This window comes from Allobosea sp. WAO (assembly GCF_001509835.1).
GTDB lineage: Bacteria > Pseudomonadota > Alphaproteobacteria > Rhizobiales > Beijerinckiaceae > Allobosea.
The window spans coordinates 41179-62662 of sequence record NZ_JXTJ01000016.1 but is presented as its reverse complement, the minus strand read 5'-3'; the positions used below and the strand labels follow the sequence as shown (position 1 = coordinate 62662).

At 66.6% G+C, this 21484-nt stretch carries 23 protein-coding genes; 17 read left to right on the top strand and 6 right to left on the bottom strand.

Going from position 1 to position 21484, the window contains the following annotated elements; all coding sequences use genetic code 11:
* Positions 1 to 49: 49 nt before the first annotated feature.
* Positions 50 to 1234: a DNA recombination protein RmuC gene (rmuC, locus tag DK26_RS24455; protein ID WP_066478381.1), complete on the bottom strand. Its 1185-nt coding sequence runs from the start codon at positions 1232 to 1234 to the stop codon at positions 50 to 52.
* A gap of 103 nt (positions 1235 to 1337) precedes the next feature.
* On the opposite strand from rmuC, the gene def reads away from it, so the two are divergent.
* From def to DK26_RS24435, 4 genes are all read left to right on the top strand, one after another.
* On the top strand, positions 1338 to 1871 hold the full coding sequence (def, locus tag DK26_RS24450; protein WP_066478379.1) for a peptide deformylase: 534 nt from the start codon (positions 1338 to 1340) through the stop codon (positions 1869 to 1871).
* A gap of 16 nt (positions 1872 to 1887) precedes the next feature.
* Positions 1888 to 2817, top strand: a complete 930-nt coding sequence (gene fmt, locus DK26_RS24445; RefSeq protein ID WP_066478378.1) for a methionyl-tRNA formyltransferase — start codon at positions 1888 to 1890, stop codon at positions 2815 to 2817.
* 4 nt (positions 2818 to 2821) lie between these two features.
* Positions 2822 to 3571, top strand: coding sequence for a tRNA pseudouridine(38-40) synthase TruA (truA, locus tag DK26_RS24440; RefSeq protein WP_066478377.1), 750 nt, complete (start codon positions 2822 to 2824; stop codon positions 3569 to 3571).
* Between the two features lie 83 nt (positions 3572 to 3654).
* Entirely contained in the window at positions 3655 to 4365 is a 711-nt protein-coding gene (locus DK26_RS24435) for a hypothetical protein (protein ID WP_066478375.1), read from the top strand.
* A 15-nt stretch (positions 4366 to 4380) separates the two neighbouring features.
* Here the strand turns inward: DK26_RS24435 and DK26_RS24430 are convergent, their stop codons facing one another.
* The 3 genes from DK26_RS24430 to DK26_RS24420 all read right to left on the bottom strand — a co-directional run bounded on the left by DK26_RS24430 (position 4381) and on the right by DK26_RS24420 (position 6660).
* A complete protein-coding gene (locus DK26_RS24430) occupies positions 4381 to 4968 on the bottom strand; it encodes a hypothetical protein (protein ID WP_157089829.1) in 588 nt (195 codons plus the stop codon).
* A gap of 67 nt (positions 4969 to 5035) precedes the next feature.
* On the bottom strand, positions 5036 to 6235 hold the full coding sequence (gene dapE / locus DK26_RS24425; protein WP_066478371.1) for a succinyl-diaminopimelate desuccinylase: 1200 nt from the start codon (positions 6233 to 6235) through the stop codon (positions 5036 to 5038).
* Positions 6232 to 6660 (bottom strand): DUF805 domain-containing protein, encoded by a 429-nt coding sequence (locus DK26_RS24420; protein WP_066478369.1) that lies wholly within the window; start codon positions 6658 to 6660, stop codon positions 6232 to 6234. Before DK26_RS24420 ends, dapE begins: the two co-directional genes overlap by 4 nt.
* A 206-nt stretch (positions 6661 to 6866) precedes the next feature.
* Here DK26_RS24420 and DK26_RS24415 point away from each other — a divergent pair, with 206 nt between their 5' ends.
* From DK26_RS24415 to DK26_RS24365, 11 genes are all read left to right on the top strand, one after another.
* Positions 6867 to 7481 carry a ribonuclease H-like domain-containing protein gene (locus DK26_RS24415; protein ID WP_066478368.1) on the top strand — a complete coding sequence of 205 codons (615 nt, stop codon included), beginning with the start codon at positions 6867 to 6869 and terminating at the stop codon, positions 7479 to 7481.
* A gap of 128 nt (positions 7482 to 7609) precedes the next feature.
* Positions 7610 to 8368: an LPS export ABC transporter periplasmic protein LptC gene (gene lptC / locus DK26_RS24410; protein ID WP_184231606.1), complete on the top strand. Its 759-nt coding sequence runs from the start codon at positions 7610 to 7612 to the stop codon at positions 8366 to 8368.
* 47 nt (positions 8369 to 8415) lie between these two features.
* Complete coding sequence (locus DK26_RS24405; RefSeq protein ID WP_083533568.1) at positions 8416 to 9123, top strand: LptA/OstA family protein; 708 nt, start codon at positions 8416 to 8418, stop codon at positions 9121 to 9123.
* Between the two features lie 221 nt (positions 9124 to 9344).
* Positions 9345 to 10145 (top strand): LPS export ABC transporter ATP-binding protein, encoded by an 801-nt coding sequence (gene lptB / locus DK26_RS24400; protein WP_210312252.1) that lies wholly within the window; start codon positions 9345 to 9347, stop codon positions 10143 to 10145.
* A 161-nt stretch (positions 10146 to 10306) separates the two neighbouring features.
* A complete protein-coding gene (gene rpoN / locus DK26_RS24395) occupies positions 10307 to 11839 on the top strand; it encodes an RNA polymerase factor sigma-54 (RefSeq protein ID WP_066478362.1) in 1533 nt (510 codons plus the stop codon).
* 221 nt (positions 11840 to 12060) lie between these two features.
* Complete coding sequence (gene raiA / locus DK26_RS24390; protein WP_066478359.1) at positions 12061 to 12648, top strand: ribosome-associated translation inhibitor RaiA; 588 nt, start codon at positions 12061 to 12063, stop codon at positions 12646 to 12648.
* An 88-nt stretch (positions 12649 to 12736) separates the two neighbouring features.
* Positions 12737 to 13198 carry a PTS IIA-like nitrogen regulatory protein PtsN gene (gene ptsN, locus DK26_RS24385; protein ID WP_066478356.1) on the top strand — a complete coding sequence of 154 codons (462 nt, stop codon included), beginning with the start codon at positions 12737 to 12739 and terminating at the stop codon, positions 13196 to 13198.
* Between the two features lie 210 nt (positions 13199 to 13408).
* Positions 13409 to 15025 carry a fumarate hydratase gene (locus DK26_RS24380; RefSeq protein ID WP_066478354.1) on the top strand — a complete coding sequence of 539 codons (1617 nt, stop codon included), beginning with the start codon at positions 13409 to 13411 and terminating at the stop codon, positions 15023 to 15025.
* Complete coding sequence (locus DK26_RS24375) at positions 15022 to 15354, top strand: hypothetical protein (RefSeq protein WP_066478351.1); 333 nt, start codon at positions 15022 to 15024, stop codon at positions 15352 to 15354. Before DK26_RS24380 ends, DK26_RS24375 begins: the two co-directional genes overlap by 4 nt.
* A 55-nt stretch (positions 15355 to 15409) precedes the next feature.
* Positions 15410 to 16066, top strand: coding sequence for an MBL fold metallo-hydrolase (locus tag DK26_RS24370; RefSeq protein ID WP_066478348.1), 657 nt, complete (start codon positions 15410 to 15412; stop codon positions 16064 to 16066).
* 272 nt (positions 16067 to 16338) lie between these two features.
* Positions 16339 to 17796, top strand: coding sequence for a phospholipase D-like domain-containing protein (locus DK26_RS24365; RefSeq protein ID WP_066478571.1), 1458 nt, complete (start codon positions 16339 to 16341; stop codon positions 17794 to 17796).
* 209 nt (positions 17797 to 18005) lie between these two features.
* Here DK26_RS24365 and DK26_RS24360 read toward each other — a convergent pair whose 3' ends face one another.
* Complete coding sequence (locus DK26_RS24360) at positions 18006 to 18524, bottom strand: DUF1993 domain-containing protein (RefSeq protein WP_066478345.1); 519 nt, start codon at positions 18522 to 18524, stop codon at positions 18006 to 18008.
* A 92-nt stretch (positions 18525 to 18616) separates the two neighbouring features.
* Positions 18617 to 19186, bottom strand: coding sequence for an elongation factor P (efp, locus tag DK26_RS24355; protein WP_066478344.1), 570 nt, complete (start codon positions 19184 to 19186; stop codon positions 18617 to 18619).
* Between the two features lie 115 nt (positions 19187 to 19301).
* On the opposite strand from efp, the gene epmA reads away from it, so the two are divergent.
* A complete protein-coding gene (epmA, locus tag DK26_RS24350) occupies positions 19302 to 20366 on the top strand; it encodes an EF-P lysine aminoacylase EpmA (RefSeq protein ID WP_066478343.1) in 1065 nt (354 codons plus the stop codon).
* Positions 20363 to 21427 carry a lysine-2,3-aminomutase-like protein gene (locus tag DK26_RS24345; protein ID WP_066478342.1) on the top strand — a complete coding sequence of 355 codons (1065 nt, stop codon included), beginning with the start codon at positions 20363 to 20365 and terminating at the stop codon, positions 21425 to 21427. The genes epmA and DK26_RS24345 overlap by 4 nt, the downstream gene beginning before the upstream one ends.
* The last annotated feature ends 57 nt before the right edge of the window (positions 21428 to 21484 follow it).

The window sequence follows — 21484 nt, the reverse complement described above, 5'->3', positions numbered from 1 at the left end:
GGGCGCGCAGGACTACGCGGGAATGTGATCAGCAGATGGCGGCGCGGGTTTATTCTGCCGCCTTGAGCCGGGTTTCCCTCGCAAAGGGTAGGTTCGGCTGGCTGCCCGGACCGTCGTCGAACTCCAGCGCGCCGATCCGCTCCGCCCGGCCGGTGACCTTGCCGGCCGAGGTCTTGATCAGGCCGACATCCTCCTGCGCTTGGCGGAAATGCGTATCGAGCTTGTCGACGCGGTCGCCGAGCCGGCGGACATCGTCGAGCAGCTTGCCGACCTCGGACTGGATCACCCGCGCCTCTTCGCGCATGCGGGCATCGCGGACGAGTGACTGCATCAGCTGGATCGCCAGCGCCAGCAGCGAGGGCGAGACGATCATCACCCTGGCCCGGTGCGCCCTTTGAATCACGTCGTCGAAATGCTCGTGCAGGTCGGCGTAGATCGCTTCGGAAGGCACGAAGAGCAGCGCCATGTCCTGCGTCTCGCCGGGCAGGAAATAGCGCTCGGCAATGTCCTTGATGTGCTGGCCGACATCGCCGCGCACCCGCGCCGCGGCCTGCTTCTTCGCCTCGTCGCCGCGCGCCGCGCGCAGCAGGGTGAAGCTCTCCAGCGGGAACTTGGCATCGATGACGAGGCCGCGGCCATCGCCCGGCAAGGTCACCAGGCAATCGGGCCGGCGGCCATTGGAAAGCGTCGGCTGGAACGAGAAGAATGCCGCCGGCAGTCCGTCGCGGATGATCGCCTCCATCCGGCCCTGGCCATAAGCACCGCGCGCCTGCTTGTTGGCGAGGACGTCCTTCAGCGTCACCACTTCGCCGGTCAGCTCCGTCAGGTTCTTCTGGGCGCTGTCGATCACGGCGAGCCGTTCCTGCAGCTTGCCGAGGCTCTCATTGGTCTGGCGGACATTCTGCTCGAGCCCGGCGCCGACCTGTTGGCGCAAGCCGTCGATCCGGTCGGCGACGAGGCGGGCGAGATCGCCCTGCCGGGTCGAGAGGATTTCGGCCATGGTCTGCATCCGGCCGGTCAGCTCGGACTGCATCCGGTTCATCTCGGCGACCTTGTCGTCCATTTCGCGGGCTCGCTCGGCCGCGGCAGCCGCCTCTGCCGCGTGCCGGCGTCCGCCGCGCCAGGAGAAGAGCAGCGCCAGAACGAGCAGCAGCAGGGTAAGGCCGGCGAAGCCGAAGGCGGCTTCCGCCCAGCTGACGGGCCGTTCGAGCAGGACAAAAGCGATCTGGTTCATCGAATGAACCTACACTAGTGCGAACGAAAGCGGAACAGTTTGACCGCTACGGTACAAGTGCTTATGTCGCCTCAATCTCAAGACATTTGTTGCAGAGCGCTCCATGGCCATTCGCCCCCTCGTCATCCTGCCTGACAGTCAGCTGCGGCTGGTTTCTGCGCCTGTCGCAACGATCACGCCCGAGATCCGCAAGCTCGCCGAGGACATGCTGGAGACGATGTACGACGCTCCGGGCATCGGCCTCGCTGCGATCCAGATCGGCGAGCCGGTTCGCCTCGTCACCATCGATGTTTCCAAGAAGAGCGATGATGACGAGGAAACGCCGAAGGCGCCGATGGTCTTCGTCAATCCAGAGGTCACCTGGAGCTCCGACGAGCTGAGCGTCTACGAGGAAGGCTGCCTGTCGATCCCCGAATACTATGAGGAGGTCGAGCGGCCGGCGCGGGTCAAGGTACGCTATATGGACCTCGACGGCGCGACGCAGGAGGTCGAGGCCGATGGCATCCTCGCCACCTGCCTCCAGCACGAGATCGACCACCTCAACGGCATTCTCTTCATCGACCATTTGTCGCGTCTGAAGCGCGAGCGCGTGACCAAGCGCTTCGCCAAGGCCGCCCGTCGGGAGAGCGCGGCCTGAGCGGCCGGGAAATCACATGAGCCTGCGCATCATCTTCATGGGCACGCCGGACTTCGCCGTGCCCACCCTGACCGAAATCATCGGCCAGGGCCACGAGGTCGTTTCCGTCTATACGCGCGCGCCGGCTCCTGCCGGGCGCGGCATGGAGCTGAAACCGTCGCCGGTGCAGCGCACTGCAGAGCGCTTCGGTATCCCGGTCTTCACGCCCAAGACGCTGAAGGCCGCCGAGGCAGCCGAGATCATGGCCTCGCACCAGGCCGATGTCGCGGTCGTCGTCGCCTATGGCCTGATCCTGCCCAAGGCGATCCTCGAGGTTCCCGAGCTGGGCTGCCTCAACCTGCACGCCTCGCTGCTGCCGCGCTGGCGCGGCGCCGCTCCGATCCAGCGCGCGATCATGGCCGGCGATGCCGAGACCGGCGTCTGCGTGATGAAGATGGAGGAGGGGCTCGATACCGGCCCGGTCGGCATGGTCGAGCGCCTTGCCATCGACAGCGATGCCACCGCCGGCGACATGCATGACCGGCTTTCCGTCCTCGGCGCCGACCTGATGGTGCGGGCTCTGGCGGCGCTCGGGCGCGGGGGCCTGCGCTTCACGCCGCAGGCGGAGGAAGGCGTCACCTATGCCAGCAAGATCGGCAATGACGAGGCGAAGCTGAGCTGGACCCTGCCGGCGCAGCAGGTGCACGACCTCGTGCGCGGCCTCTCGCCCTTTCCGGGCGCCTTCGTCGAAGTCGATCTCGGCAAGGGGCCTGAGCGCCTCAAGCTGCTGCGCACGGCCCGCGCGGGTGGCGCTGCCGAACCCGGCACTCTGCTCGACGACGAGGGCACGGTCGCCTGCAAGGTCGGCGCGGTGAAGCTGCTGCAGGTCCAGCGCGCCGGCCGCGCCCCGATGAGCGGCGGCGAGTTCCTGCGCGGCGCCCGGCTCTCGGCCGGCGCGAAACTCTAGCGCGATGCCGCGCTACAAGCTCGTCATCGAGTATGACGGGGCGCCGTTCTCGGGCTGGCAGCGCCAGCTCAACGGCCCCTCCGTCCAGCAGAGCGTCGAGGAGGCGGTCGAGGCCTTCTGCGGCCATTCGGTGCGTCTGCATTGCGCCGGGCGCACCGATGCCGGCGTCCATGCGACCCATCAGGTCGCCCATGTCGATCTCGACAAGGAATGGCGCACCGATGTGGTGCGCGACGCCAGCAATGCCAGGCTCAAGCGCCTGTCGGTGGCGGTGCTCAGCGCCGAGGTGGTGCCCGACACCTTCGATGCCCGGATCTCGGCGCTGCGTCGTTACTACATCTACCGTATCCTCGACCGCAGGGCGCAGCCGGCGCTCGATGCCGGCCGTGTCTGGCATGTGCCCGTGCGTCTCGATCACGAGGCCATGGACCGAGCCGCCAAGGCGCTGCTCGGGCATCACGACTTCACCGCCTTCCGAGCTGCCGAGTGCCAGGCCAACAGCCCGCTGCGCACGCTCGACCGGCTCGATTGCCGGCGCGAGGGCGCCGAGATCGTGGTCTATGCCCATGCCCGCTCCTTCCTGCACCATCAGGTCCGCTCCATGGTCGGCTGCCTGAAAATGGTCGGCATGGGGCGCTGGCCCGAGAACAAGGTCGGCAAGGTGCTCGCCGCGCGCGACCGCTCGCAATGCGCCGCGCTCGCTCCGTCCTGCGGGCTCTATCTTGCGGGCGTCGACTATCCCCCGATCGACTGACGAACGCTACTCAAGGTTGCGGTCAGAGAGTCGATATGCAACTTTAAGTATATTGGATTTGTCAGCGCCGGCCGGAGTTGGCCATGAGTCGGAAACTGGGATTACGGCTCGCACTCTGTCTTCTCGCCGGGCTCCCACTGGCCGCCTGCCAGAGCGAAGACCGCCAACTCGAAGGCATCATCGTCAAGTACGGCTTCACGCGAAACGTGCCGCCCAGCACCTTGCATGGGCCGGGTCTGCTGGTCGCGAGGGAGCATTACGACCCGCGCGACCAGAGCCCCCGCTCGGTGCAACTGGCGACACTCTGCACCGCGCGCTACTCGGTCGATCTCTATGGCTTCAAGCCGACACCGAGCGAGACCGAAAGCCGCGACGTCGCCAGCCAGATCGGCGGCAGCTTCAGCATCGAGGCGCCTGCTCTCAAGACGCTCTTCAACCTTTCCGCGACGGCTCGCGCCGCGAGAAGCGCTGTGGTGACGGTGGCGGACGCCAGGATCTACACCTATGCGCACGATGAACTGGCCGAGATACGTGCCCTTCTCAGGCCGGTCTGCCGCGAGACCGTCCGCACCAATATCGGGCAGGGCAATGCCCATCAGGTCGTGAAGGTCCTGGAGGCGACGATCGAGCTGAAGATCAACTTCGACGCGTCGGTGTCGGCCTCGGTCAAGGCCAGGGCGGTGACCGAGCTGACCAAGGCCGGCTTCGAGATCGGCCCCGTCTCGGAATCGCTCACCACCAGGGGCAAGGCGCTCTATTACGGCGTCACCCTGATGCCGGTCACGCAGATCTAGAGCCCATTTGGAGAACTAGAAGCCGGCAAGGCCAAAACTGCGGATGATCGCGTAGTCGGCAAGCAGGCTGGCGCAGGCGATTGCACCAGCGATGCCGCTTTGCGGGCCGAAGGCGGCGCGGGCGACACAATAGCGCAGCCGCAGGACGATCGCGCCGAAGGCGAGGGCCTGGAAGGTCGCGATGCCGGCATTCGACCAGCCGAGCGCGAAGACCGCGGCCGGAACGGCGATCAGCCCGGCCGAGAGAATGCTCGCCCAGTTCCAGGCGATGATGAAGCCAGTATAGCGCGGTGAGTGCAGCAGGCCGGGCGCGAGCATGATCAGCAGCGCCGGCACGGTGATCACCGCGAGCAGCTCGGCGGCAATCACCGAGGCGAGCAGGACAGGGGCGTCGAACAGGCCGGCGGTATTGGGCAGCCCGGCCAGCACGCGCTCGGCGGCGAGGATCGGAATGATCGCCGGAACGGTCAGCACCAGCGCGAGATAGGAACGCCAGAAGCCGTCGCGGGAAAGGTCGAGATCGGGCAGGGCCCTGGAATCGGCTGACAGCAGGCGCCATGAAGCTCGCAGCGAGCGCGTCACATCGTCGGCACCAAGCCTCATGGCCAGACCCTCCGGGCTCGACAGCATTAGACTTTCGTCTAAAGCATGTCCGACCCGAAAGGTTCCGTCAATCCGCTGGGGCTGCGGCGAAATAGGTCGTCAGGAGCCCGTGGGTGATGCGCTCAAGCGCTCGGAGGTCGGCCAGCGAGACGCGTTCGTCGATCTGGTGCATGGTTTGGCCGACCACGCCGTACTCGACGACCGGGCAATAGTTCTTGATGAAGCGTGCATCCGAGGTACCGCCGGTGGTCGACAGCGCCGGGCGCTTGCCTGTCTCGGCCTCGACCGCGTCGGCGACCATGGTGACGAAGGGGCCGGGCTGCGTCAGGAAGGCGACGGCATTGGTCGGCTCGAAAATGATCTCGTAGCGCACCGTATTGCCGGCGGCCTCGCGCAGACGGCGCTCGATCTCGCCGGCGAGCGTCTCGGGCGTCCAGAGATCGTTGAAACGGATGTTGAACACCGCGCGCGCCTGCGCCGGGATCACGTTGGTCGCGGGGTTTCCGACATCGAGCGTCGTCACCTCGAGATTGCTCGGGTCGAAATGCTCGGTGCCGGCGTCGAGTGGCGTTGCATCCAGCCCGGCGAGCAGCCGGACCATGCCGCGGATCGGGTTCTGCGCGAGATGCGGATAGCCGACATGGCCCTGGATGCCCTGGACGGTGAGCTTGCCGGTCAGCGAGCCGCGCCGGCCGATCTTGAGCATGTCGCTCATCGTCGCAGGATTGGTCGGCTCGCCGAGCAGGCAATGGTCGAAGCGCTCGCCGCGCGCCTTTGCCCATTCCAGCAGTTTGACTGTGCCGTTGACCGCCGGACCTTCCTCGTCGCCAGTGATGAGAAAAGCGATCGAACCCGGTGCCTGCGGGTTCTCGCGGCGATAGCGGATCACCGCCGCGACCATCGAGGCGAGACCGCCCTTCATGTCGCAGGCGCCGCGTCCGTAAAGCGTGTCGTCGACGATCTCGGCGGCGAAGGGGTCATGCGTCCAGGCGGAAAGGTCGCCGGGCGGGACGACGTCGCTATGGCCGGCGATGACCAGGATCGGCCCGTCATTGCCGATCCGGGCATAGAGGTTCTCGATATCCGGCATGCCGGGTTCGGAGAACACCGGGCGCTCGACTGAGAAACCTTCCGCCGCGAGCACGGTTGCGAGCAGGGCGAGGGCGCCGCCTTCGGCAGGCGTTACCGAGGGGCAGCGTATCAGCGCCTGCGCCAGGGCTACGGGATCGGCGGCGTCGAAGGCGGGTGCAGCGGTGTTCTGGCTCATGAAGCCCGTTTAGCAGCAGCCCCCTGCGCTGCAAGCACCCTGTCGGACCCGACGCCGGGCATCAGGCCGAGATCGACCAAGGCGATCAGCCAGGCGATCGTCGAAATCGCCTCCAGCGACGGACGCCAAGCATAGTCGAGATGTGGCCGCAACTCGGTCGGCAGCACGATGGCGCAGACCAGGAAGATGCCGAACAGCGCCGAGCCGCCGCGGTCGGTGGCACGCTTCGCGGCCAGGGCGGCCCAGGGAAACAGCGCGAAGGCCTTGCTGAAGGCGACGACACTGATCGCCGTCGGCTTGTCTACGAGATAGGGCGCGGCCCACTGAACAGCCAGCAGGCAGAGTGTGAGAGCGAGGCTGCCGAGCCAGAACTGGCGCAGGCCGATGCGGCCATCGAGATCGGTGAACAGGCGAAAGAGGGACATGCGTCGAGCTCCGATTCGGCACCCTCGCATGTCTCGGCGTCCAGATGAAGGATATGGTGAATAGAAGGTTAATTTTCCTGAGGCAGTTAGAACGAGAAAAGGCTTGTGTGGCGGCGGTCGGCTCGCTAGCTGGCTGGAGTCGCCCGCCAGCTCGGCCCGCGGCAAGTGTTTGCAAGGCAAGAGTTTACAAGGGGCGCGTCCACGCCATGACCATTCGTCTGCATCGCGGCGATCTGCCGGCCGATTTCCAGCCTGGGCCGATCCTGGCGATCGACACCGAGACGCTCGGTCTCAATCCGCAGCGCGATCGGCTCTGCGTGGTGCAGCTCTCGCGCGGCGATGGCTCGGCCGACGTCGTCCAGATTCCGAAGGACGCGCCTCCCCCCGCCAATCTCTGCCGTATTCTCGCCGATCCCGGTGTGCTGAAGCTGTTTCACTTCGCCCGCTTCGACATTGCAGCGCTGCAGAAGGCCTTCGGCGTCGTCACCGCGCCGGTCTACTGCACCAAGATCGCCTCAAAGCTGGTGCGCACCTATACCGACCGGCATGGTCTCAAGGATCTGGTCCGGGAGCTGCTCGGCATAGATCTCTCAAAGCAGCAGCAATCCTCCGACTGGGGCGCCGAGACCCTGTCTGAATCCCAGCTCAGCTACGCTGCGGCCGACGTGCTGCATCTCCACGCTTTGAAGGCGCGGCTCGACGTGATGTTGGCCCGAGAGGAGCGGGCTCATCTGGCCAGCGCCTGCTTCGACTTCCTGCCGGTCCGGGCGGAACTCGATCTCGCCGGCTGGCCCGAGACCGACATCTTCGCACATACGTAAAGTTGTTGTATTCCAACTAGGTCATTCGTCGAGCGGTCGGCTTGGCGGTCGCGCGGTCGTGCCGCTGCGCTGCCGCCGACATGAAAAAGCCGTCGGCGGCTGGCAATGGGCGGGACATGACCTTGGCAATGACATCCCCTGACATGGCGGGAGCAGCGGTGAAGCAGGTGCGGGCGCGGCAGGCCGCGTTCAAGGCTGCGCGCCGTCATTCCGGCCTGGTGCGGCTGCTGCGGCGCGCCATTCCGATCGGCGCAGTCGTGGCCGTGCTGGCGTTGATCGTCGCGCCCTTCCTCAATCCGCTGCGTGAAGTCGGCAATCTCTCGCTCGGCTCGATCGGCCTGTCCGGCGGCAAGGTCGTGATGGAGGCGCCCAAGCTCGCCGGCTACCGCAAGGACAACAGCCCCTACGTGGTCACCGCCGATTCGGCCCTGCAGGACATCCGCAATCCGACGCAGATCGAGCTCGTGAAGATGACGGCGCGGATCCAGATGAAATCCGAGGAAGGCTGGGTCACCGTCAATGCCCTCAATGGCCTCTTCGATCAGCAAAAGGAGCGGCTGAAGCTGGTCGATGACGTCAAGATTCGGACGGAATCGGGCTATGACGTGCAGATGCGGACCGCGGATGTCGACTTCAAGGCGGGCACGGTGGTGTCCCGCGAGCCGGTCAAGGTCAATCTAGGCACCACCACGGTCAATGCCGATACACTGGATGTTAAGGATAACGGCGCCCTGATCGTGTTCGAGGGCCGGGTGCGTGTCGTCATCGAGAATGCGCCGGCCAACAGTCTTGCCGGGCCGGAGCGCCAGGGCAGCACTCCCAATCCTGACCTGCTGCGGCCCGCAGCGGAGGCGGAGGGCGCCGCCGCCCCGGCGGCGCGGCGCTGACGAAACCGGCTCGAACCAGTGAAGCTCAAGCGAATGACAGGTCGGCGATGAAATCTAAAACCCTCCTCTTCGCAGCCGTATCCGCAGTTCTCTTGCTGCCTGCGGCGGCGCTCGCCCAGCAGCAGCCGGCGCGTTCCGGCGCCACCCCGGCCCAGCCGGCAAAGCCGGCGGCGGCGAAGGCGCGCGGTGGCGCGCCCGGCTCGCCCTTTGGCGGCATGGGTGGCGACAGCAAGGAGCCGATCAAGATCGATGCCGACAAGCTCGATGTGCTCGACAAGGACAACAAGGCGATCTTCTCCGGCAATGTCGTTGCCGTGCAGGGCGAGACCACGGTGCGCTGTTCGACCATGACCGTGTTCTATGAGGGGCGCGGCCAGAACGGCGCCGGCAAACGCACCGCGCCGGAGCCCGCTCCGGCGGCGGCCGGTGCGGCGCCTTCGTCGAACGATGGCGCGATCAAGCGCATCGAATGCGCCGGGCCGGTGACCGTCGTCTCGAAGACGCAGGCCGCGACCTCCGACAATGCCGTCTTCGATCGCGCCAACAACAAGGTGATCATGACCGGCAATGTCGCGCTGAACGACGGCCCGAACATCACCCGTGGCGAGCGCCTCGTCTATGACACGCAGACCGGCATCGCCAATGTTGACACCAAGCCGGGCGGCCGCGTGCAGGGCTTTTTTGTGCCCAATTCGGCCGAGGCCGGCAAGGAGAAGCCGGGCGCGGCAGGAAAGCCTGCGACGCCGACGAACTGACCTTACCTCTCGGCTCTTTTGGTATTCGAGGCGTTGCCAGTTTGGAACGCCTCGAATACCAGAACACACGCCATGCCGAAAACCAGCAGGTTGCGCCCCTTCCCGTGACGATCTCTCCGCCATCGCCCGCCGAAACCGCCGAAAGGGCGCAGCGTCCGCAATCTTCGGCCGCAGCCGGGGCGTCGCCTGTCGCCGGGGGCGTGCTCTCGCGCCTCGGCCGGCTGTTCGGCCGAAAGGACGGCGCGCGGGCGAACGAGCCGTTCGCTGGGACTGAGCCGGCAGCATCCTCCATCGGCGGCCCCGGCATCCTCGCCGTGAGCGGCCTGCGCAAGAGCTATGGCGCCCGCAATGTCGTGAGCGAAGCCTCGCTCTATGTCCGGAACGGCGAGGCTGTCGGCCTGCTCGGGCCGAACGGCGCCGGCAAGACCACGATCTTCTACATGATCACCGGCCTGGTCGGGGCCGATATGGGCGTGATCTCGCTCGAAGGTAACGATATCACCAGTCTGCCGATGTACCAGCGCGCCCGGCTCGGCATCGGTTACCTCCCGCAGGAAGCCTCGATCTTCCGCGGCCTCTCGGTCGAGGACAATATCCGGGCGGTGCTCGAAGTCGTCGAGCCGAACCGCAAGAAGCGCGAGCGCGAGCTCGACAAGCTGCTCGACGAGTTCAACATCACCCGCCTGCGCAAGGCGCCGTCGATCGCGCTCTCCGGCGGCGAGCGGCGCCGCTGCGAGATCGCCCGAGCGCTGGCGGGCCGTCCCTCCTTCATCCTGCTCGACGAGCCCTTCGCCGGCATCGATCCGATCGCCGTCGGCGACATCCAGGAGCTGGTCCGGCAACTGACCGATCGCGGCATCGGCGTGCTGATCACCGACCACAACGTCCGCGAGACGCTCGGACTGGTTGATCGCGCCTACATCATCCATTCCGGTCGCGTGCTGACGGAAGGCTCGCCGGCCGAGATCATCGCAAATGCCGACGTCCGCCGCGTCTATCTCGGCGAGGATTTCCGCCTCTGAGCGGATCGGCCGGCAAGGGCCGGCGGTCGATGCTGCAGCGCGACAAAATCTCTCCCTTTGCGCATGCAAAGGGCTTTGACGCGGCTGCGGCCCGAGTCTAGGCTTTCCTCACAGGCAAGAAGCGTGCCGAGGTGGCGCGGAGGAAAGGGGCCGGATCGTCTATGGCGATGATGCCGCGTATGGAGCTGCGCCAGGGGCAGTCCCTGGTGATGACGCCGCAGCTTTTGCAGGCGATCAAGCTCCTCCAGCTCTCCCATCTTGAGCTGCAGAATTTCGTGGAGGGCGAACTCGAGCGTAATCCGCTGCTCGAGCGCGGCGACGAGGCCGGCGAGCCTACGCTGCCCAACGCCGCCAGCGAGGCGGCTCTGGCCGCCGACCAGGCGAGCTATGAGCGGGCCGAGAGCCTGAACACCCAGGAAGGCATGGAAGGGCGGCTCGGCACCGGGCTGGAGAACGTCTTCCAGAACGAACAGCCGCAGATCGCCCGGCTCGATACGCGCGGGGTCGACAGCCTGCCGATCACCGGCGGGGCCTATGGCGGCAATGGTGGCTCCTTCGAGGATGGTCCCGAAGGCTTCGAGAGCGGCCTGACCGCCGAGCTCTCGCTGCACGACCATCTCGCCGCCCAGCTCGATCTCGCGGTCGCTTCGCCGGCCGAGCGACTGATCGGCCGGCACATCATCGACGGCGTCGACGATGCCGGCTACCTCGCCGAGCCGCTGGCCGATATCGCCATGCGGCTGGGCGTCGACGAGGCCAGGGTGGAGGAGGTCCTGCGCATCGTCCAGGGCTTCGATCCCAGCGGCGTTGCAGCCCGCGATGTCGGCGAGTGCCTCGCCATCCAGCTGCGCGACCGGGACCGTTACGATCCGGCCATGCAGGCCCTGCTCGCCAATCTGCCGCTGGTCGCGAAACGCGACTATGCCGCGTTGAAGCGGATCTGCGGCGTCGACGACGAGGACATCGCCGACATGGTCGGCGAGATCAGGCGGCTCGATCCCAAGCCCGGCCGGGCCTTCGGCGGTTCGGCCGCCGAGACGGTGGTGCCGGACGTTTTCATCCGCGCTGCGCCGGATGGCTCCTGGCTGGTCGATCTCAACCCCGACACGTTGCCGCGCGTGCTCGTCAACCAGACCTATCACGCCCGTGTCTCGCGGGCCGCACGCAACGACGAGGACAAGGCCTTCATCGCCGAATGCCTGCAGACCGCGAACTGGCTGACCCGTTCGCTCGAGCAGCGCGCCCGCACCATCCTCAAGGTCGCGAGCGAGATCGTGCGTCAGCAGGACGGCTTCTTCGCCCATGGCGTCGAGCATCTGCGCCCGCTGAATCTCAAGACCGTTGCCGACGCGATCGGCATGCACGAATCGACGGTGTCGCGCGTCACCTCGAACAAGTACCTGACCTGCCCGCGCGGCGTCTTCGAGATGAAGTATTTCTTCTCGGCCGCAATCGCCGCGACCGGCTATGGCGAGGCCCATTCGGCCGAGGCGGTGCGCTACCGGATCAAGCAGATGATCGACGAGGAGAGTGCGGCGGAGATTCTTTCGGACGATGCGATCGTCACCAGGCTGAAGGCGAACGGCATCGACATCGCCCGGCGGACCGTGGCGAAGTACCGGGAATCGCTGCGTATCCCGTCCTCGATGGAGCGTCGGCGGGAGAAGCTCGCCATGGCGGGCGGGGGGCGCTGAGCCCGCTCGCGACACGCGCCGCGCATGCCCTGACGAAGAGGCCGCGGAGCCTGTCCTGCGATCTGCTCTGGCCGGTCGAGCTGCCCCTGCGGCATGCGTCCCGTTGAGGGCAGCTCCTTCGAGGCACCCGCCCTTGGGCTCATTGACAAGCCGGTGACCCCGTTCTTACCTCCAGTAGATGGCCGACTACTGGCCATGGCGACAAGAAGGGGAAGCACTCCATGAGCTTGCGAATCTCCGGCAAGAATCTCGATGTCGGCGAGGCCCTGCGGGGTCAGGCCGAAGCGCGCGTGGCGGCAGCCCTGAGCAAGTATTACGAAGGCGGCTATCAGGGGCACGTCACCGTCGGCAAGGACGGAACCGCCTTCAAGACGGATGGGGTCCTGCACCTCTCCTCCGGCATCACGCTCGAAGCGTCGGCAGTGGCGCATGACGCCTATGCCAGCCTCGACAAGATGGCCGAGCGTATCGAAAAGCGCCTGCGTCGCTACAAGCGGCGGCTGAAGGATCGCTCCGCGGCAATGAACGGGCGCGAGGCCAGCCTCGAAATCCCCAGCTATGTGATCGCGGCTCCCGACCAGGATATCGAGGAGCATGACGCCGAGCATATCGGCGAAAATCCGGTCATCGTGGCCGAAACGACCAAATCCCTTCATCAGATGACGGTCAGCGACGCGGTTGCCGAGCTCGACATGACCGGCGCCCCCGTCGTGATCTTCCGGCACGCTGGCAATGGCCGCATGAACGTCGTATACCGCCGCCGCGACGGCAATATCGGCTGGATCGATCCGCCGGCTTCTCTCTCTTGAAGTTCCGCCGCTGACGAATCTGGGCGCCCTGCCGGGCTTTTCCGGCAGGGACCGGACCGGCAGGCACGGGACATGCATGGATTGGCCTATGACGCTGACCGATCTCCTCCGGCCCGAGGCGGTGATTTCGCCGCTGCGCGCCAACAGCAAGAAGCAGGCGCTTCAGGAACTGGCCCAGCACGCGGCTCTGCTCACTGGCCTGCCCGAGCGTGAACTTTTCGAGGCGCTGCTGCAGCGCGAGCGCCTAGGCTCGACCGGAATCGGCGACGGCATCGCCATTCCCCACGGCCGGATGCCCGGCATCGACAAGCTCGTCGGCCTGTTCGCGCGGGCTGACAAGGCGCTTGATTTCGAGGCGCTGGATGGCCAGCCTGTCGACATCATCTTCGTGCTGATCGCTCCGGAAGGGGCGGGGGCCGACCATCTCAAGGCGCTGGCGCGCGTCGCGCGCGTGCTGCGCAATCAGGCTGTGCTGGAGCAGGTGCGCCATGCGCATGACCCGGCGGCCATCTACGCCATCCTGGCGGAGACCGCAGCCAAGGCCGCCTGAGCTTCGTCGGTTTTTCCTCAGCCCTCCTTCTGAGGCGCGATCTGTGATCGCTCATCAGGTTGAGGCCTCTTGTTGAGTCTCGACCGGGACGGCCCGCCTCCCTGGAACCATCTCAATCTAGGCTTGGAGGCCTTGGCCCGAGGGGCTATGACGCGCCCGAAGCTGTGAGGTGCCGCGCAAGGCGCCGCCGAAATGCCGGAGTGTCGCCCGATGGCCTATACCCATGTCGATCTCTTCCCCCTCGGCGAAGACAAGACCCCGTACCGTTCGCTCGGCACGGAGGGCGTCACGGTCGAGAAGCTCGGCGATCGCGAGGTCCTGACGGTCTCGCGGGAGGCGATTCGCCGGCTTTCGGAGCAGGCCTTCATCGACATCAACCATCTGCTGCGCCCGGGCCATCTCGCCCAGCTCCAGAAGATCCTCGACGATCCCGAGGCGACCTCGAACGACAAGTTCGTCGCCTATGACCTGCTCAAGAACGCCAACATCGCCGCCGGTGGCGTGCTGCCGATGTGCCAGGATACCGGCACAGCGATCATCATGGGCAAGCGCGGCCGCAAGGTCTGGACCGATGGCGAGGACGAGGCCGCGCTCGGCGAGGGCGTCGCCGATGCCTATTTCAAGCGCAATCTGCGCTATTCGCAGCTCGCCCCGCTCTCCATGTTCGAGGAGAAGAACACGGCGACCAACCTGCCGGCCCAGATCGACATCTACGCCGAGGGCGAGGATGCCTATAAATTCCTCTTCGTCTGCAAGGGCGGCGGCTCGGCCAACAAGACCTTCCTCTACCAGGCGACGCCGTCGCTCCTGACCAAGGACCGCATGATGGCGTTCCTGAAGGAGAAGATCCTGACGCTCGGCACCGCGGCCTGCCCGCCCTACCATCTCGCCATCGTCATCGGCGGCACCTCGGCCGAGCAGAACCTCAAGACGGTGAAGCTCGCCTCGACGCGCTATCTCGACGGCCTGCCCACCAAGGGCTCGCCCTCCGGGCACGCCTTCCGCGATATCGAGATGGAAGAGGAAATCCACAAACTGACGCAGTCGCTCGGCGTCGGTGCCCAGTTCGGCGGAAAGTATTTCTGCCACGACGTGCGCGTCATCCGCCTGCCGCGCCACGGCGCCTCGCTGCCGATCGGGCTCGGCGTCTCCTGCTCGGCCGATCGCCAGGCCAAGGGCAAGATCACCCGCGACGGCATCTTCCTCGAGGCGCTGGAGACCGATCCGTCGAAGTACCTGCCGGAGATCGAGGACGCCTCGCTCGGCGGCGAGGTCGTCAAGGTCGACCTCAACCGGCCGATGAGCGAGATCCTGGCCACGCTGACCAGGCACCCGGTCAAGACGCGCCTTTCGCTGACCGGCACCATCATCGTCGCCCGCGACCTCGCCCACGCCAAGATCCGCGAGCGGCTGGAGAGCGGGCAGGGCATGCCCGACTATTTCAAGAACCACCCGGTCTACTATGCCGGCCCGGCCAAGACGCCGGACGGCATGGCTTCGGGCTCCTTCGGCCCGACCACGGCCGGCCGCATGGATTCCTTCGTCGACCAGTTCCAGTCCTTCGGCGGTTCGATGGTGATGCTCGCCAAGGGCAACCGCTCCTCGGCGGTGCGCGAGGCCTGCGCCCGCCATGGCGGCTTCTATCTCGGTTCGATCGGCGGGCCGGCGGCGCGCCTCGCCCAGGACTGCATCAAGAAGGTCGAGGTCCTGGAGTATCCGGAACTCGGCATGGAGGCAGTCTGGAAGATCGAGGTCGAGGATTTCCCCGCCTTCATCGTCATCGACGACAAGGGCAATGACTTCTTCAAGGAGCTGAACCTCGGATGATCGTTCGTGCTGCAGCCGCCGTCCTGCTGACCCTGGTTCCGATCTTCGCATTGGCACAGCCGCGTCCCGTCCCGGCGACCTGCACGCGCGACCTGTTCCAGAACGAAGCTGCGATGCGCCAGCGGCAGTACAAAATGCAGCAGGTCGCCAATGCCGACCAGGCGACGCAATGCGCCGCCTGGCGCGATCATGTTGCCTTCATGCAGAAGGCCCGCTCCGTCTTCGCCACCTGCCAGAGCGGGCGCGAGCGCGAGCAGAACGTCGCTCAGATGGACGAGTCGCTCTCCGACTACCGGGTGCTGCTCGCCAACCGCTGCGGCAAGCGCTAGCCGCGCGATCGGTTCCTCTCAGCCAGCTCCGCCCATTTCAGCGAAAGGCGTTGTCATGACCGACCAAGCGCAGGCCCCGCTCAGCGTCGCCGTAATTCCGGTGACGCCGTTCCAGCAAAACTGCTCGCTGGTCTGGTGCACGAAGACCAGGGAGGCCGCGATCGTCGACCCTGGCGGCGATGTCGAGCGCATCCAGGCGGCGCTGAAGGAGACCGGCGTCAAACCCGTCGCGATCTGGCTGACACATGGCCATCTCGACCATGCCGGCGGTGCGGCCGAGCTCGCCGAGGCGCTTTCCCTGCCGATCATCGGCCCGCACGAGGCCGACAAGTTCCTGCTCGATGCGCTGCCCGAGCAGGGGCTGCGTTTCGAAATCCGCGACATGAAGGCTGTGACGCCGACGCGCTGGCTCGTGGAAGGGGACAGCGTCTCGGTCGGTGACGTTGCATTCTCCGTCCAGCACGTGCCCGGCCATACGCCGGGCCATGTCACCTTCTTCCAGAAGGATCTGCGCTTCCTGCTCGCCGGCGATACCGTCTTCGCCGGTTCGGTCGGCCGCACCGACTTTCCCTATGGCAGCCACAGCGACCTGATCGCCGGCATCAAGGGCAAGCTCCTGCCGCTCGGCGACGACGTCCAGTTCCTGCCAGGCCACGGCCCGGCGAGCACGCTCGGCGAGGAGCGCCGGACCAATCCGTTCCTGCAGGGCTGACAAGAAAAGACCCGTCGCGAGCGCTCGCGACGGCGAGCGCTCGCGACGGGTCTCGGATTGGCCAACGGCCATGTCCCGAACCTGTGCGCGTACATCCGGCGTCACCGGTCCAAATTCATGGCCGTCTTCAACGGCGCTGGAGGGCCGTGGAACGCCCTCGACATCGCCGTGAAACCGATATGGGTATGCTCTTGCCGTTGCGCAAGGGCGCAGGCCGGCAGGCCTGCGCCGGCGGCATTGCCGGGGCTGCGGGCCGTGCGATAGTCGCGGCCATGTGGGAGATTCTCTACGGCTACTGGCCGCATATCCTGGCCGCACTGTCGCTTGCGATCACGGTGGTTGCCGCCAGCCACGCCGCGCTGACCAAGGACGAGGTGCGCGCCGCGATCGGCTGGGTCGGCGTCATCCTGCTCTCTCCTTTTCTGGGCGCCCTGATCTATGCGGTCGCTGGCGTCAACCGCATGCGCCGGGCTTCGATCGTCTCGCAGCGAAGGCGGGAGCCCGGGGCCGGCGCGGCGGGCGAGCCCGCTGCGATTTCCAGCGAGGCGGTGGAGCGTGATTTCGGACGGCGCTTCGCCGCGCTGAAGACGCTCGGCGACAAGGTGGCACGCCGCCCGCTCAAGAGCGGCAATGCGATCACGACCCTGCGGACCGGCGACGAGGCCTATGCCGCGATGGCGGAGGCGATCGCCGGAGCCCGCAGCGCGATCATCCTCGAGACCTACATCTTCGACCGTGACCCGATCGGCCTGCGTCTCGCCGATGCGCTGATCGCGGCGCTCGGGCGCGGCGTCGCCGTGCGGGTGCTGATCGATGCGGTCGGCGCGCGTTATTCGGTGCCGAGCATCGTCGGCTACCTGCAGAAGGGCGGGGTGCCGGTCGACGTCTTCAACGGCAACATCATCATGGGCCTGCGGTTGCCCTATGCGAACTTGCGCACCCACCGCAAGCTCCTGATCGTCGACGGGGAGATCGCCTTCGCCGGCGGCATGAACATCAGGCAGGGCTTCACCCGCGAATTCGCCGGGGACGCTACGGCACGCGACACGCATTTCCGTATCGCCGGACCGGTGGTCGAAGATCTGTTGGCGGTGGCCGCCGAGGACTGGCGCTTCGCCTCGGGCGAGGATCTTGCCGACGCGGCCTGGTCGGTCGCGCCTCAGCCTCCGCCCGGCGAAGGCGGCGTGGTGATGCGCGCTGTCGCCTCGGGGCCGGATTCCAGCCTCGAGACCAATCACAGGCTGCTGATCGGCGCCTTCTCGGTGGCGCGCGATTCGATCCGGATCATGTCGCCCTATTTCCTGCCGGATCGCGAGCTGATCAGCGCCCTCGTCACCGCCGCCCGCCGCGGGGTGACGATCGACATCGTCGTGCCCGAGGTCAACAATCTCGTCCTCGTCGATCGCGCCATGCAGGCGCAGTTCGACCAGGTGCTGAAGGATGGCTGCCGGGTCTGGCGAGCGACGGGCGCCTTCGACCATTCCAAGCTGCTCGCCATCGACGGCACCTGGGCCTATGTCGGCTCGTCCAACCTCGATCCGCGCTCGCTGCGCCTGAATTTCGAGATCGACCTCGAGGTGCTGGACGAGGATTTCGCCCGCAGCATCGAGGCGCGCATCGACGGGGTGATCGCCTCGGCGCGCCCCGTCACTTTGGCGGAGCTGCGTGCCCGCCCTTTTCCGATCCGCCTGCTCGATCGCCTACTCTGGCTCTGCTCGCCCTATCTGTGAGGCAGGCCACCGCATCCAGTGGCGTCACGGAGTGACGCAGACGTAGTCTGCGTCAACGCTCGTGGGGGCTGCTTACCGTCATGGTCGGGCTTGTCCCGACCATCCACGTCTTATCGTGACGAGCGCGGTGTCCAGGACCTGGATGCTCGCCACAAGGGCGAGCATGACGACGTTTGTCATGTTCCGCGCTCGCGATCGTGCCGCGTGGCTCAGGCGTCGAACACGCCCTTCAGGAAGTCCTGCTTGCCGATCGAGAAGCAGTTCTCGCGCAGGATCGCGTAGGCGGTGGTGGCGTGGAAATAGAAGTTCGGCACGGCGAAGCGGGTCAGGTAATCCGCGCCCTTCATCGTCACGGTGGCGGACTGGCCGCGCGGGAAAGTGACGTCACGTTCGAGCCCGGCATCGAGCGATGCCTTGTCGACCGAGGCGACGAAGTCGAGCGTCCTGGCGATGCGCGCCTTGAGCTCGGGAAAGCTCTTCTCTTCGTCGGGGAAGCGCGGGTTCTCGCCGCCGGCAAGGCGCGCCGCGGCATTCTTGGCGAAATCCGACATCAGCTGGATCTGCCGGGTGAAGGGCAGCATGTCGGGGGCCAGCCGGCTCGACAGCAGCACCTCCGGCTGGATCTTGCGCGTTTCCGCCTCGGCCTGCGCCTTGTCGAGGATGGCGTCGAGCGCCTTGAGGGTCTGGACGAAGCCGGCGAAGGCGGCGGCATGAGCGGAAAGCGGCATGGTCTTGGCTCCAGAAATGGAAACGGGCCCGGAAAGGGCCCGCTGCCTCATTCTATAGCGCATGCGCCGTCACGCGGGGCGCCGTAGCGCGATCAATCCTTCGCGCGTTCCACATAGGAGCCGTCGGCCGTCATCACCACGATGCGGGTGCCGACGCCGATGTGCGGCGGTACCGCGGTGCGCACGCCGTTGGCGAGGATCGCCGGCTTGTAGGACGACGAGGCGGTCTGGCCCTTGGTCACCGGCTCGGTTTCCGTGACCTCGACTGTGACGCGCTGCGGCAACTCGATCGCGACCGCTTTGTCCTCGAACACCGAGAGCGTGACCTTCATGCCTTCCTGGAGATAGGGCGCGAGATCGCCGACCACGTCGCCGTCGACATGGATCTGGTCATAGGTCTCGGGGTTCATGAAGACGTACTGCTCGCCGTCCTGATAGAGATAGGTGAAGTCGCGATCCTCGACATAGGCGCGCTCGACCTGCTCGGTCGTCTTGTAGCGCTGCGTCATCTTCACGCCGTCGGAAATGCGGCGCATGTCAATCTGCGTCGTCGGCGTGCCCTTGCCCGGGAAGAAGCTCTCGGCCGAAATGACGGTGCAGAGATGCCCGTCGAGTTCGAGGACGTTGCCCTTGCGGACGGAGGAGGCGATGACCTTGACCACGTGAACTTCCTTGCTGGTGCGCGGCGGAGGGGCGCGCTATGCCGGTTTCGTCGCCGCGCAACTACCGCATTTATGCGCGAAACGGAAGCTGGCTGACGGGTTTGCCAGAGGATCCATGAACGAAAACCACCCGCCCTTCTGGCGGCCGGACATCCATGCCGACCGGCGCCCAGCGCTGATGGCGCGCGGCCGCGTCAAGGCGGCGCTGCGGCGCTGGTTCGAGGCGCGCGATTTTCTCGAGGTCGAGGCGGCGCTGTTGCAGGTCTCGCCCGGCAACGAGACGCATCTGCACGGCTTCCGCACTGTCTTCGTCGACGATGGCGGCGCCAAGCATCCCTATTACCTGCACACCTCGCCGGAATTCGCCGCCAAGAAGCTGCTGGCCGCCGGCGAGCGGCGCATCTTCGATTTCGCCCGTGTCTTCCGCAATCGCGAGCGCACGGCGCTGCACCATCCTGAATTCACCATGCTGGAATGGTACCGGGTCGGTGAGCCCTACGAGGCGCTGATGGCCGATTGCGCCGAGCTGCTGGCCGCGGCCGCCCGCGCCGCCGGCGTCGCCCGCCTGCGCTGGCGTGGCGCCGAGGTCGATCCCTTCGCCGAGCCCGAGCGTCTGACCCTCGCCGAGGCTTTCGCCCGCCATGCCGGCATCGACCTGATGTCGACGATCGCCGGGACCGGTACGACCGATCGCGAGGCGCTGGCGGCGCAGGCGCGCGATGCCGGCGTCAGGCTGGCCGAGGACGACAGCTGGTCCGACATCTTCAGCCGCGTGCTGGCCGAGAAGGTCGAGCTGCATCTCGGCCGCGGGCGTGCCACCATCCTGTGCGAATACCCGATCTCCGAGGCGGCGCTGGCGCGGCCGAAACCCGGCGATCCGCGCGTCGCCGAGCGTTTCGAGTTGTTTGCCTGCGGCGTCGAACTGGCAAACGCTTTCGGCGAACTGACCGACCCGGCGGAGCAGCGCCGGCGCTTCGAGGCGGACATGGACGAGAAAGAGCGCATCTATGGCGAACGCTATCCGATCGACGAGGACTTCCTCGCGGCGCTCGCCGTTATGCCGCAGGCCTCAGGTATCGCGCTCGGCTTTGACCGGCTGGTGATGCTCTGCATCGATGCTCGCCGCATCGACGACGTGCTCTGGACGCCGGTCGCGCAACCGGGCAGGGGAGGGCGATGACGATCCACCAGCCGCCCGGCCAGCCGCTGAAGACGGTCGACGCCCTCGTCGAGCGTGGTCTCGTCGCGCCCGCCCGGCGTGAGGTCCTGGCTGAGGTCGCCCAGCGCTACGCCGTCTCGGTGACGCCGGCCGTCGCGGCGCTGATCGACCCGGCCGACGCGGCCGACCCGATCGCTCGCCAGTTCGTGCCGGATGCCGCCGAACTCAGGACGCTACCGGAAGAGCTGGCCGATCCGATCGGCGACGAGGCGCATTCGCCGGTCGAAGGCGTGGTCCATCGCTATCCCGACCGCGCCCTGCTCAAGCTGGTCCATGCCTGCCCGGTCTATTGCCGCTTCTGCTTCCGCCGCGAGATGGTGGGCCCCGGTGGCGATGCCCTGACCGGCGAGAAGCTCGACGCGGCGCTCGCCTATCTCGCTTCCCGTCCAGAGATCTGGGAGGTGATCATGACCGGGGGCGACCCGCTGATCCTCTCCGCCCGGCGCCTGCGCGAGGTCGGCAAGCGGCTCGCCGCGATACCGCATATCAAGGTGGCGCGCTGGCACACGCGCGTGCCGATGGTCCAGCCCGAGCGCGTCACCGAGGATTACGCCAAGGCGCTGCGCGTGCCGGGTAAGGCGAGCTATGTCGCGGTCCACGCCAACCATCCCCGCGAATTCACGCCGGCAGCGCGCGAGGCGCTCGCCCGGCTGGCCGATGCCGGTCATGTCCTTGTCAGCCAGAGCGTGCTGCTCAAGGGCGTCAATGCCGATGTAGAGACGCTCTCGGCGCTGATGCGCGCCTTCGTCGAGAACAGGGTCAAGCCCTACTACCTGCACCATCCCGATTTCGCACCGGGTACCGGCCATTTCCGGCTGTCGCTGGCGGAAGGACAGGCCCTGGTCAAAAGCCTGCGCGGCAATCTTTCCGGCCTCTGCCAGCCGACCTATATCCTCGACATCCCCGGCGGAGCCGGCAAGATCCCGGTTGGTCCCGCCTTTCTCTCGGGCTGCGAGACGCCCGGCGCGCGCGGCCATGCGGAGGACCGCCATGGTGAGTTGCACGCCTACCCGCCGGAGTGACCGGCCTTTCGGCCGCAGGCCGCTTGCGCTAAACTAAGTCCGGTGGACTAAGTCTGG